The 12,534-nt window shown below is 60.1% G+C and carries 13 protein-coding genes; 3 read left to right on the top strand and 10 right to left on the bottom strand.

What is annotated here, in order from left to right; translation table 11 throughout:
* The first annotated feature begins 44 nt into the window (after positions 1-44).
* Together ACOSV0_RS26895 and ACOSV0_RS26890 are read left to right on the top strand one after the other, a co-directional pair.
* Positions 45-1,337 carry a c-type cytochrome gene (locus ACOSV0_RS26895; RefSeq protein WP_434116159.1) on the top strand — a complete coding sequence of 431 codons (1,293 nt, stop codon included), beginning with the start codon at positions 45-47 and terminating at the stop codon, positions 1,335-1,337.
* Between the two features lie 239 nt (positions 1,338-1,576).
* On the top strand, positions 1,577-2,770 hold the full coding sequence (locus tag ACOSV0_RS26890) for a porin (RefSeq protein WP_434115242.1): 1,194 nt from the start codon (positions 1,577-1,579) through the stop codon (positions 2,768-2,770).
* 16 nt (positions 2,771-2,786) lie between these two features.
* On the opposite strand, the gene ACOSV0_RS26885 is transcribed toward ACOSV0_RS26890, so the two are convergent.
* From ACOSV0_RS26885 to ACOSV0_RS26870, 4 genes are all read right to left on the bottom strand, one after another.
* Positions 2,787-3,644, bottom strand: a complete 858-nt coding sequence (locus ACOSV0_RS26885; protein WP_434115240.1) for a helix-turn-helix domain-containing protein — start codon at positions 3,642-3,644, stop codon at positions 2,787-2,789.
* Between the two features lie 142 nt (positions 3,645-3,786).
* On the bottom strand, positions 3,787-4,335 hold the full coding sequence (locus ACOSV0_RS26880; RefSeq protein WP_434115239.1) for a carboxymuconolactone decarboxylase family protein: 549 nt from the start codon (positions 4,333-4,335) through the stop codon (positions 3,787-3,789).
* A 232-nt stretch (positions 4,336-4,567) separates the two neighbouring features.
* Positions 4,568-5,788 carry a porin gene (locus tag ACOSV0_RS26875; protein ID WP_434115237.1) on the bottom strand — a complete coding sequence of 407 codons (1,221 nt, stop codon included), beginning with the start codon at positions 5,786-5,788 and terminating at the stop codon, positions 4,568-4,570.
* Positions 5,789-5,874: 86 nt separating this feature from the next.
* Complete coding sequence (locus ACOSV0_RS26870) at positions 5,875-6,417, bottom strand: hypothetical protein (protein WP_434115235.1); 543 nt, start codon at positions 6,415-6,417, stop codon at positions 5,875-5,877.
* A 410-nt stretch (positions 6,418-6,827) separates the two neighbouring features.
* Between ACOSV0_RS26870 and ACOSV0_RS26865 the strand changes: the two genes are divergently transcribed.
* Positions 6,828-7,529 carry a GntR family transcriptional regulator gene (locus ACOSV0_RS26865; protein ID WP_434115233.1) on the top strand — a complete coding sequence of 234 codons (702 nt, stop codon included), beginning with the start codon at positions 6,828-6,830 and terminating at the stop codon, positions 7,527-7,529.
* A 58-nt stretch (positions 7,530-7,587) separates the two neighbouring features.
* Here ACOSV0_RS26865 and ACOSV0_RS26860 read toward each other — a convergent pair whose 3' ends face one another.
* From ACOSV0_RS26860 to ACOSV0_RS26835, 6 genes are all read right to left on the bottom strand, one after another.
* The gene (locus tag ACOSV0_RS26860; protein ID WP_434115232.1) at positions 7,588-8,358 is read right to left on the bottom strand and encodes an ATP-binding cassette domain-containing protein; all 771 of its coding nucleotides are present in this window, start codon (positions 8,356-8,358) and stop codon (positions 7,588-7,590) included.
* Positions 8,358-9,347 (bottom strand): ABC transporter permease, encoded by a 990-nt coding sequence (locus ACOSV0_RS26855; RefSeq protein ID WP_434115230.1) that lies wholly within the window; start codon positions 9,345-9,347, stop codon positions 8,358-8,360. The genes ACOSV0_RS26860 and ACOSV0_RS26855 overlap by 1 nt, the downstream gene beginning before the upstream one ends.
* An 8-nt stretch (positions 9,348-9,355) precedes the next feature.
* Positions 9,356-10,435 carry a sugar ABC transporter substrate-binding protein gene (locus ACOSV0_RS26850; protein WP_434115228.1) on the bottom strand — a complete coding sequence of 360 codons (1,080 nt, stop codon included), beginning with the start codon at positions 10,433-10,435 and terminating at the stop codon, positions 9,356-9,358.
* A 578-nt stretch (positions 10,436-11,013) separates the two neighbouring features.
* Positions 11,014-11,742: a FadR/GntR family transcriptional regulator gene (locus ACOSV0_RS26845; RefSeq protein WP_434115226.1), complete on the bottom strand. Its 729-nt coding sequence runs from the start codon at positions 11,740-11,742 to the stop codon at positions 11,014-11,016.
* Positions 11,743-11,945: 203 nt separating this feature from the next.
* Positions 11,946-12,203, bottom strand: coding sequence for a hypothetical protein (locus ACOSV0_RS26840; RefSeq protein ID WP_434115225.1), 258 nt, complete (start codon positions 12,201-12,203; stop codon positions 11,946-11,948).
* Positions 12,204-12,280: 77 nt separating this feature from the next.
* Positions 12,281-12,490: a hypothetical protein gene (locus tag ACOSV0_RS26835; RefSeq protein ID WP_434115223.1), complete on the bottom strand. Its 210-nt coding sequence runs from the start codon at positions 12,488-12,490 to the stop codon at positions 12,281-12,283.
* Between the last annotated feature and the right edge of the window lie 44 nt (positions 12,491-12,534).

Below are 12,534 nucleotides of genomic sequence, written 5' to 3'. Positions count from 1 at the left end.
GGCGCGCGAGCGCTGCGTCGTTCTGCGCAGTTGCCGCGCTGGCCATGCCACTCGCCGTGCACGCGGCGGCGGCTCAACCGCAGGCGCAAGCTCAAACCGACGCGGCCCTGATCGCGCACGGCGAATATCTTGCCCGTGCCGGTGACTGTATCGCGTGTCACACCGCGCAATCGGGCAAGCCCTTCGCGGGCGGTCTGAAGTTCGACACGCCGATCGGCGCGATCTACTCGACCAACATCACGCCCGATCGCAACACCGGCATCGGCTCGTGGACCTTCGCGCAGTTCGATCGCGCGGTACGCGCCGGCGTGCGGCCGAACGGCGACACGCTGTATCCGGCGATGCCGTACCCGTCGTATGCGCGTTTGAGCCCGGACGACATGCACGCGCTGTATGCGTACTTCACGCAAGGCGTCGCGCCGGTGAACCAGGCGAACCGTGCGGTCGATATCGTCTGGCCGCTGTCGATGCGCTGGCCGCTCGGCATCTGGCGATATCTGTTCGCGCCTGAGCCTGTCATGTTCGACGCGAAGCACTACGCCGATCCAGTGGTCGCACGCGGTGCGTACCTCGTGCAAGGCCTCGGCCACTGCGGCGCCTGCCACACACCGCGTGCGGTCACGATGCAGGAACGCGCGCTGAGCGATCTGGACGGCACCGAGTTTCTCGCGGGCGGCGCGGCGATCGACGGCTGGGTTCCGTCGAGCCTGCGCGGCAATCCGCGCACCGGCATCGGCGCATGGAGCGAAGCGGATCTCGTGCAATTCCTGAAAACGGGACGCACGCAACACAGCGCGGCATTCGGCGGCATGACGGACGTCGTGCAGCACAGCATGCAGCACATGAGCGATGCCGATCTGACGGCGATCGCGCGCTACCTGAAGACGCTGCCGTCGACCGATCCGAAGGAAACGCCGTACGTGTACGACGATACGGCGGCTCGCGCCCTGCGTACCGGCGACGCCACGGCGCCAGGCGCCGCCGTGTACCGCGACAACTGCACCGCCTGCCACCGCAGCGACGGCCGCGGCTACACGCGCGTTTTCCCGGCACTGGGCGGCAATCCGGTCGTGCAAGGCAAGGACGCGACCTCGCTGATTCACGTGCTGCTGACCGGCAACACGCTCGAAGGCACGAAGACCGCGCCGTCTTCGTTCACGATGCCGGGCTTCGGCTGGCGTCTGAACGATCAGGAAGTTGCCGACGTGACGAATTTCGTGCGCAACAGTTGGGGTAATACCGGTTCGACCGTCAGCGCCACGGATGTCGCCAAGGTCCGCAAGACCGTCACGGTGCGCGCGCCCGAGATGCCGCCTGGCGCCGCGCTGAGCCACTAACCTGGACGTGACGTTGGCCGTTAGGCTGGCCACTGAGCTGACCGTTAAGTCGGCCATCGAATCGCACCGGCCCTTGCCAGGCGCTCGCAATCAAGGCGCGTAGCAAGGGCCGCACAAGCCGCTTCCCCTGCCTCACGCAATCTGTTCCGTTGTTCAGGAGCGGACTGCGTGCGCGTGGAAAAAAGAGAGATCGCCATTCAGGCGACTTGAGATAGACGATCCAACCGAGCTATAAAACGATGAAAAAGCAATTGATTGCTGCACCCCTCCTGTTGTCCTTCGCCGGCATTGCGTCCGCGCAGAGCTCCGTCGTGCTGTACGGCATCGTCGATGCGGGTGTCACGTATCGCAGCAACGAGCGTACCGGCTCCGCCGGCGCTTACACGGGACACTCGAACGTCGCGGTCACAAGCGGCAACCTCTCCGGCAGCCGCTTCGGCATCAAGGGTCAGGAAGATCTCGGCGGCGGCTGGAACGCGCTGTTCCTGCTCGAAGACGGTTTCGACATCACCAACGGCAAAACCGGCCAGAACGGCGGACTGTTCGGCCGTCAAGCCTTCGTCGGCATCGGCAGCCAGCAATACGGCACGGTCACGCTCGGCCGTCAGTACACGTCGCTGAACGACTTCGTCGCGCCCGTTGCACCGGTCGCGATGGTCGGCGGCTTTGGCGCGCATCCCGGCGACATCGACGATCTCGATCAGACCGCGCGCGTCAATAACTCGGTCAAGTACACGAGCGCGAACTATTCCGGTTTTACGTTCGGTGCGCTGTATGGCTTCGGCGGTCAACCGGGCAGCCTGAAACAGCAGAACACGTGGAGCGTGGGCGCGGCGTACGGCAACGGCCCGCTGCATGTGGGCGTCGGCTACGAGCGTTCGGATAACAGCAAGAGCGGGCCGAAAGATTCGACGATCGGCAAATGGAACGGCACGGACGACGGCCTGTTCAACTCGTCGATCAATGAAGGCTACGCGAGCGCGCAATCGCAACAGATCATTGCCACTGGCGCGACGTACAATTTCGGCCCGGCTATCGTCGGGGTGAACTACAGCAACGTGCAATACCGCTCGGGCGCCGATTCGTTGTTCAACGGGCACGCAACGTTCAACATCGCGGGCGTGTTCGGCCAGTGGACCATCCGGCCGGCCGTGCAACTGTTCGCGGGCTATAGCTACACGCGCGGCGGCGAAGTGGAAGGTGTGGATGAGCGCGCGCAATATCACAACGTGACGCTTGGCGCGCAGTACAACCTGTCCAAGCGTTCCACGGTCTATCTGATGGGCGGCTATCAGCACGCATCCGGTGTCACGCTGGATGCGCTCGGCAATCCGGTCGCGGCGACCGCGTCGGTCAGCGACAAGGGCAACAGCCACTCGTCGGACACGCAGTCTCAGGCTATCGTCAGCATCGGCTTGCGGCACCGGTTCTGATAAGCCGACGCGGCGCTCAGTGCGGTTGCTGGACCGCGTTGATCATCTCGAGATGACGCGCTTCCGTCTCGTCGTCGGCGGGGAACATGCATTCGATACGCAGTTCCTGCGCAGCGACGGTTTGTGGCGTGCCGACTGTCGCGACCATGGAAAAGTAGTTCAGGACTTTACCGTCCTTGACGAAGCCGATAGGGATCACCGGCATCGTTGCCGAGGGGGCTCCCGCCCCCGAGCCGCGCTGAGCAGACGTCAAATCGGTTTGCACATCCGGATAGGCACGCAGCGCGTCAAGCAGCTCATGCGTCTGATCGTCGACCACGCGACCAACCGATTCTCGATAAACACGCTGAATCAGACTATTCGACACCGTCGGCCAATCGGCAACGAACGGGCGCATTCCATCCGGATCGAAAATCAGATGCAGCATGTTGCGCGGCCCCGTGCGCGCCGCCATATCGATGAAGCAGTTGAAAAAGAGCGGCGTGGATTCGTTGGTCATCAGCACGTTCCAGTAGCGATCCATGACGAGCGCGGGAAACGGTTCGTGTTGACGCAACATTCGCCCGAGTGCATGGCTCACGCTCTGCATTTCCTGGGCATTCCAGGCGCTGTCGGCATACATCGGCGCATAACCCGCGGCCAGTAGCAGCGTGTTGCGCTCGCGTAGAGGAATGTCGAGCGTCTGGGCGATATCCATCAGCATCTGCCGGCTCGGCACACTGCGTCCGCTTTCGATAAAACTGATGTGCCGCTGCGAGACACCCGCGTTGAACGACAGGTCCAACTGGCTGATGCCGCGCATGTCTCGCCAGTGACGCAATAACGCGCCGAGTTCGTTCGGCGGTGTCTTCCTTTCGGGGTTCGCAGGATTCATGGGTCTCTTATCCGCGGATTACTACACATGAGGTTCAGTGACCGGCGGTGCCGGAGCATCGTCGATGCCCGGCGCCAACCGCTCGCTCAAACCGCGCCGCCCAGCATACTCCCAGTTGCCGGGCGGCTATCCAGAACAGGACCTACGCGGTCCAGACGTATTCCTGGAATGGCGCCTCCACCGGCGGCTTCGTAATGTTGCCAGCGTAGTTCGTGATAGTGGAAGCAGCCAGCACCGTGAGAACCTCGAGCACCTGGTCCTGACGAAAGCCCGCCTCGATAAACTGGGCCACGTCATTGTCATCCAGGTGTCCACGCTTCTCGATCGCAGTTTTTGTCAGGGTCGAAAGCGCCGCATGTTTGCGATCGGCGGGTGCGTGGCCTTCGCGAATGGCGTTGACGTCGGCGGGTGATAGCCCCTCTTTCAGCGCGAGCGCAGTATGAAATGCAACCGCCCATGAACAGGCATTCGTTACGGCATTGGTCAGCAATAGCGTCTGAATCTGCGCTTCCGTAAATGTACCGGCATGAACTTTCTGGAAAATGCCGATGAAGCCGCCGATCAGTACCGGCGATTCAGCCATGGCACCCGCAATGTTGGGGATAAGGCCGAAGTTTTGCTGGAGTTGCCGAAGTACGGGTTTGGATTGTTCGGGTGCGGATTCAATCGTATGGATGTGAAACGTGGGCATGGTGTGACCTCGATCGTTAGCGCCACTCGGGATGAGTTGCGCGATGACCTAAGATTAGGCGTGAGCAGGCGGCTCGCCAATTACCTCCGATGTAATAGCCTCGAGTCAGCGGTACCCGGGCATTCAACTGCCAGGCCTTCTTTCTGCTCGTACCGTTTGACCCGCTGCCACGCACGAAAAAAAAGACCGGATCGGAACTGCACCCGGTCTTTCACGCTGCAAGAACTACAGATCAGAAGCGGTGAATAATGCCTACACCGAACGCAAACTGACTGCCAGAGGAAGACGGCATGGTGTTATATCCGTCGCCGAGCGTTGCCGTAGCATCGACGATATGCCCTGCGCCGGCAGTTCCCAACGTCTTGCCCTTCGCCTTCTGATAGGCCTCCAGTGCATACAGACCCGTGCGCTTCGACAACGAGTAGTACTCGGAGAGATTGAACTGGTGATATTGCGCGACGTCCTGAATGCCGTTCGCGCGCGTGGCACGGGTATAGCTGTACCCCGCGCCGAAATCCCACGCAATGGCCGGCTTCCAGTGCAAGACCGCACCACCGGTGTTGAAGATCGCCGTGTCGTAGAACTTCGAGCCGCTACCCGGAATGTATTGAACATTCGAATAGGTGGCCGTGACATCCCACGCGCTATTGAACTTGTAGCCGCCACCCACCGCGAAACGCTGTTGTGCCTGTGCAGTCTGGTAACCGTTCGTCACCGCGGATACGCCTATCTGCGAGCCGCCGTTCGAGGTCGTCGAATCCGAACCCCATGTGCCGCCGCCCGAGGTCGAGTTGTTGATGCGCGAGAAGCCGACCGCGAAACCCACCGGACCCATTGCATACTGAACCGCGGTCGACCAGGTCGAGCCCTGGTTCGTGCTGCCCGCTACACCGCCCAGCGAATACGAACCGCTCACCGTCAAACCATAGAGCTTCGGCGACGTGTACTCCAGCGTGTTGTTCGAGCGGTAGATCGTGTCAAGGCCGTCGACGTCGCCAGGATGCGCGCCGTAGTAACCGGTCAGCCAGGTCGTCGGGCTATACGGAGAAAGAAGCTGGTAATACGAAGCGTATTGCCGGCCCGCCTGGAACGTACCGTACGTCGGGTTGGTCACGCCGACCCACGCCTGGCGGCCGAACATCGCATTGGTGTATTGCTGGGCGCCCGATGCCGAATTGAAACCGGACTCGAGCTGGAAGATCGCTTTCGTATTGCCGCCCAGATCCTCTGAGCCTTTCAAGCCGAAGCGGCTGCCCGCCCACACGCCCGGCGTCATCTTGACGTCCGATTTTCCGCCGCTGGTAGAGCCGACGCTCGCCTGATTGTTCGTATACGAAAGGCCGTTGTCGACAATACCGTACAACGTGACGCTACTTTGCGCGAAGGCCGGCACGGCAGCCGCGATCGCTGCTCCGAACAGCACGACATCTACTCGCCTGATGCTTTTACTCATTCTGCAGATCTCCAAATCATACGTGTTGTTGAATTTCTTTTTTTACGGCTCTGTTGCTCAAACTTCGTCAAACCCTTCAGCGTTATTTATTGGCCCCGTTGCTCCAGCAAGCGCTTGACCGTCAAGGCCAGCGGGACGGTAAAGAAGATATGGGACATGAAGCCGCCAATGATCACGGCCGGGTCGTAGTAGTTCGGGTGGTTATCGGAGGCGATCATGATGGCCACGTGCATCACGATCCACGCGACAACCGCGTAAAACAGCGCTACAAACGTGGCTTCGTATCCGCGGCGGCGGAAGTAAGGCCAGATTGCCGCGAACAGAACACCCCACGCCGACGCGAACACGAAGTGAATGCCCGTACCGACGATATAAGCCCACACGCCGAGCGACTCCTGCACCGCCTTGCCGAACACCAATCCAGTCGCGTTGCGTGGAATGCCCGCCAACGGCATCAGGTGCTGCGCCCCCACCCAGATGAGCGCTTCGTAAATCCAGATAATCACGGCGCCGGTCAATCCACCCGTGATGCCCGCGCGAATCATCGTCATACGGTCCGGCCATTCCGTCACATTCGTTGCCTCCCCCTTATTGAGCCCACTTCCACTCACGCCGAAACTGCCACTCATGTCTCTCTCCTTTGTCCCGTTGTTTTCCGTTGCGCCGTACCGCGCCAGTGCGCGTCAATCGAATAGATCGCCGCTACCGGCGCGATCAGCATCGCAACCCGCTTGGGATACAAAGATAGGAATTCCGCCTGTTTCGAGAAAGTACGGGTAAACCACATTCGAATGCGCTTAAACCCTTACATAGCATTAAAATCGCTGATTTTCAGGGTTTGGCAGCCGCTGTAATCCGCGCTGGATATGGGATTTTTGGTATCCCAAGTTGGAATATCTCGCCTCGGACGGTTCTTGTAATTGCCTGTTCGCCATAAACAGAACAGATGGCAATGAAACAAATTCGCAAGCCGCTTGTCAGGCGTGGTGAGGTGCCTGACGTATCGCTATACTTGATGGCATCGAATGAGTAGAGACCCATGAACGAGACCACCCAGCACGCCATTGTCCAGACGCTGCGCGAGAAAATTCTTGCGGGCGAGCTCTCGCCCGGGCAACGCCTTGTGGAAGCACAGCTCGCACAATGGCTCGGCGTGTCGCGCACGCCGCTGCGCTATGCGCTCAGTGTTCTGTCTTCGGAGGGATTGCTCGACCGCTCAGGAGGCCGCGGCTATGTGGTGCGGCGCTTCAGCGTGAGAGATGTATTGAACGCCATCGACGTGCGCGGCGTACTCGAAGGGCTCGCCGCCCGCTCAGTGGCGGAGAACGGTGTGGGCCCGGCGCTGGCGGCGTCTCTCGACGACTGCCTGCGCGAAGGCGACGATATCTTCAACAAAGGGCATCTGAAGAAAGACGACGACGTGCGCTATGCGGAAATGAATGGGCGTTTTCACGCACTGATTATCGACGCTGCGCAGAACATGGCCGTCAGCGCCGCGTTGAGCCTGAACGACAAAATCCCTTTCGTCTCGCCCTCCACGATCGCCTTCGACGAGTCCGCGCGCGAACGGCAGTTCATGATGCTCTCTTACGCCCATCGCCAGCATCATGCGATCGCCGACGCTTTGAAAAAGGGAGAAGGCGCACGTGTGGAGGCGTTGATGAAAGAACATACGCACATATCGAAGGAAAGCCTGAACCTGTCGCTTCCGGCGCTGCACCTGATCGCCGGCGCAGCATGAGAACATGCGTGGGTGAATCACACTCAACCTGAGTGCTCACAGAGGGAACGGGCGAATATCAGCGCGCGCCTGTCCGCATGGCCCGATATTCGCGCCGCACAATATCCATCAGCTCCTCGACCGACGTGCTGGCCGCCTCTCTCTGATAAGTCACACGCCCGCGCTGCATCAGCATCACACGATCCGCAATGTCGAGCGTCTGCGCGTAGTTGTGCATGATCATCACGATAGACAGACCGCCTTTCTCCTTGAGCCGCAGGATCAGATCGATGATCAGTCCCGCCTCACGGGCACCCATTGCAGCAAGCGGTTCGTCCAGCAGGAGGATTCGTGCATTCGAATTGACCGCTCGGGCAACCGCGATAGCCTGCCGCTGACCACCGGAAAGCTGCTCGACCGGCAAGTCCACCGAAGGGACATGTACGCCGATTTCTTCCAGACACTCCGCGGCGCGATTGCGCATCGCGCGATTGTTCAGGAGTCGAAACGGCCCTCGCCGGATGATCTCCCGGTTCAGGAACATGTTGTGATAAATGCTCAGCGAATTGGCAAGCGCCAGATCCTGGTAGACACATTCAATGCCAAGCGAACGGGCGTGATCGACCGAACGAAGCATCGTTTCCTCGCCGCCGACAAAAAGCTTACCGCTTGTCTGCTGATGAAACCCCGTGAGAATCTTGATCAGCGTCGACTTGCCGGCGCCATTGTCGCCAAGCACGCCGAGAATCTCGCCCTGCTTTAGCGTGAGCGACACGCCATCAAGCGCGGTGACCGCGCCGAAACGCTTCACAATGTCTTCGCCGCGCAGCGCCTCCACCGCCTCCGCCATCACAATTCTCCCTTGCGCGCGAGACGAACCACGTGGATGTTGAAGATCATGGCGCCAAGAATGGCGGCGCCGAGAATCATGTTGAAGGTGAACGCGTTGATACCGATCAGCGTAAAACCGTCGTTGAGAATGCCCAGCACTGCCGCGCCGATCAACCCGCCAATGATCGTGCCCGATCCACCGGCGAGGGGCGTACCGCCAATCACGGCTGCGGCAACTGCAAGAAACATGATCTGGTTGCCGCCCGCTTGCGGATCAATCGACGTGATACGGAACCCTTCCAGGATCCCGGTAAAACCGGCAAGCAACGAGGCAATGATGAAGTTGCCGAGTTTCAGGCGCCGAACCTGGATGCCTGCTTCGCTTGCGCCAAGCTGATTCGCTCCCGACGCAATCGTATGCAATCCCCAGCGTGTATGACGAAGCAGCACGTGCATCACTAAAGCAATCGCAAGCGTCCAGATGATCTCGCTGTAACCCCACCCTCCCATGACCGCCGAGAAGACCGAATCCTCCGGTGGCGAAACCGGCGTGCCGCGAGAGATCGTCAGCGTGAGACCGTTGACGAAGAACAACGTACCCAGCGTCGTCACAAAAGAGGGAATGCGCAGATACACCGTCACTGCACCATTGATCAGCCCGACGAGGCCCGCTGCGATGACGCCGGTGAGCATCCCGAGCCATGGCGGCAAGCCGGCCTCGATCGCGAAATACATGATGAAAGGCGCAAATGCGAAGACCATCCCGGCGGAAAGATCGATCTCCCCACCGATCATCAGCATGATTTCGCCAAACGCAATGATCGCCACCGGCGCGATGAACTGCGAGAGATTCTGCAGGCTCGCGCTGGTCAGCAGGAAGTCGTGGTTGACTGTCTCGAAGTAAATGCTGAGGATCAGCGCAACCGCAAAGATACGCACCTCGCTCGAACGCCCGAGCGCGCCTGACCAGCGCCTCGGGTGTCCGGCTGGTTTTTCGGTCTGCGTCACAGGAGACGTCACCCTTTGATCGCCCCCGTGCGTGGCACGATCTGGGCTTTCGTGCTCTTGCCTTCATAGCGCGTCGATGTGCTCAGGTACGGATCGACCGTGCCTTTGGTGACGAACTTCAGGCCCGTGTTGATATTGGCCGGTCCAACGAGCCCACCGGAGGCAAGAAAGATAAACGCTTCAAGCACGGTATAAAAACCCTGCACATAAGGCTGCTGATCGATCGTGAAGTCGAGGAAGCCTTCGTGGATCAGATCGACCGTGCGCGGCAACAGATCGAAGCCGCCGCCATGAACGCCTTTGGCAGGCAGATTGGATTCCTTCATCACTTCCGCCACGCCTTGGGTACTGCCCGCGTCGACCGCGAACATGCCCTTGAGATCCTGGTGGCCGAGAAAGAACGATTTGATCTTCGATAGCTCTTCGTTGACGGTCGCGCCGGTCGCGATGGTTTGCACGTCGATCTTCTTGCCCGATTTCTTGATCGCAGCCGCTGCCCCATCGAGCCGGGGTTGTATGTTGAGCTGACCCGGCGTCGCGATAAAGAGCGCGACAAGACCGCTATCGATGAGACTCACGATACGCTCGCCCATCTGATAGCCGGACAGGTAGAGATCCTGGCCGATATAGGCGAGGCGCGGATTCGTCGAACCCGAAGGCGCGTCGGCGTTATAGGCGAACACGGGAATGCCGGCGTCGAGCGCGGCCTGGATCGGTTTGTCGAACGCCTTGGGGTCGACGATCGGCACAGCGATGGCGTCCGCTTTCCCGGCAATCGCGGCGTTCACCGCATTCACCATTTCGCCGATGTCGGCATTGGCCGAGCCGGTCCATTGATAGTCCATTCCCAGCAAGGCGGTCGCATCCTGAATGCCGTATTGCGTAGGTACGAAGAACGGATTCGTCGTGACGTGATTGACGAATACGATCTTCCAACGCTTGTGCCCCGGAAACGAACCCGCTTCTGCCGCCTGCGCCGGCGTGATCACACCGCCCAGTAGCGCCAGCGCCGCGCTCAGGCCGGCGCCTTGCAGCAGACCGCGGCGCATGCCCTGTACTTCATCCTTGTCTTCCTGCTCGTGCGCCATCTCACTCTCCGTCTCTCAGTTGTTTAACACCTCACTGTGCATGACGGCGCAGGCCGGAAAAGCACCGGAGCCGGGTTTCACTCTTTCACGAAACCCGCGTGCACGCGCGTACACATGACGACCCTGCAGAAAATGCTATATCACGGCACTTTTACCTACTAATCGATGTATACCCTTAACTAGTCGGACTAATTAATTCAGGCAGCGCAGTGAAGCTTTCTGTAATCAAAATCAGCCGTGCGGCGTCATGTAATGCTGGTATGGGCGCGATTCGACGAACGCCGTCGCTCAAGGGTCGAAGCGATCCACACGATGCTCCGCTTCAATAGTATTACTATCAAAACGGCCTCATGGTGGAGGCGCATGTGAAGAGGAGGAGCGGAAAGCCCACGCTCCGCTCAATGGTTCTGCTCAGCCGACATCAACAGCTTCAAAGCAGCTTCAAAGCAGCTTCATCTACCGAAGCTGGATGAAGAACCACGGCATGCCCAAGCACGGGTTTCACGGCAAACCAATTATTGGGATTTGCAACGAGCAGGCGGAGCGGCGCAGACTCTGCCGCCGCATTCGAATGAGGATTAAGCCGGATACTGGGTCACGGCTTCCAGCACGCTCTCGGCATCCGCGCGCGCGTTGTCGAGTTGGACCAGACTTGCCTGGCGCGCGCCGAGCGGGTCACGGCTCTGGATCGCGGTGAGAATCGCCTTGTGACGTGGCAGCGAAAGCGCATGTGTGTCGGGATGACGGCTCGTCAGCTTGATCGATTCCGACAGCGCGAGGGACAGCATGTTGCCGATATAGGCCAGCAGGTCGTTGTGGGTGGCCGCCATGATTGCGCGGTGAAACTCGAGATCGGGAGTCAGTAGCGCGCTTGCGGTGTCCGCACGCTCCATTTCGTCGTAAGCCGAGGCGATGCGCGCAAGATCGTCGCTTGTCGCCGCGGTGGCGGCGAGTGCGGCCGCCGCGGGTTCGATCACGCGGCGCACCGTCAGGAGCGAACCGAAAAACTCGCCTTCCGGCACGCTGTTGATTGTCCAGTACAGGACGTCCGGGTCAAGCATATGCCACTCCGCGCGCGGCTTCACGACACTGCCGACACGCGGTTTCGACACCACCAGCCCTTTCGCCACGAGCACGCGCGTGGCCTCGCGCAGTACCGGGCGGCTCACGCCATAGCGCTCGCATAGGACAGCCTCGGCGGGCAAGCGCTGACCCGGTTCTACCTTGCCGCTCACGATATCCATGCCGAGTTCCCGCACGATGCGGCCATGCAGGCTCTTGCGCTGTTGCAAATGACGGTAGTCCATGGTCAGCGATCGAGGTCGTGCCCGGCGCAGCCCTGTGCCGACCGGTGCAGCATTCTGGACAGCACTTGCCTTGTCGTCGACACGGATGCGGGTCTGTTGCGTGGAGATCCGTTGTCGATTCAAGCATAGCACGCGATATCGGCTAAGGATTCCCTGACCCGAAGTTCAGCATCGACCCGGCTATTTTTCTTGATCTCCTGACATCACCGCAATAACTGGCCGCTTAGGATAAAGGCATGTAAATCGTCCTGCTTCCAGGTGTCGTCATGGTTCCCTATCTGTCCGAGCGAGAAAATGCGGTCGAGCATATCAACGCGATATGCTCGCGCCTGTTCGATCTGTGGTGCGAAAAGAGAAGCGTCATTCCGCTGACGTATCTGCTGCAAGGCTGGCCCCTGATGAACAGCGATCCCGCGGCGCTTCGGCGCCTTGGCAACGCGCTGCGCGATCTCAGACGGCACCCTCTGTTCGAAACCAGTAACGCCGCGTCCTTTCAGGAGCTCTGCGAACTATCGGATTGCGTCGAAGATCTAACGGATCAATGCACCACGCCGAAGATCGCACTGACCGCGTCCGCGGGCGTCAATCCTACGTTGAAATAGCCTTCCAGCCTCAATGCGGTCGCGTCATCGAGTATGAAGGGCGGCCGGATGAAGCCGAGCGTGACCGCGTGGTCGTACCACCCGCTCATCCACGCGCGCAATTCCGTCTCGTGCCTCGATAGTTCGCCCGTGCTATGCGTGCTCATTCGTGGTCTCCTTTGGGCCGCCCCGTCATGTCATGCAACGGTCG

The sequence above is a fragment of the Paraburkholderia caffeinilytica genome (assembly GCF_051027425.1).
Classification (GTDB): domain Bacteria; phylum Pseudomonadota; class Gammaproteobacteria; order Burkholderiales; family Burkholderiaceae; genus Paraburkholderia; species Paraburkholderia caffeinilytica_A.
The sequence above is the reverse complement of the archived record's forward strand: the minus strand, read 5'-3'. Positions and strand labels throughout refer to the sequence as shown.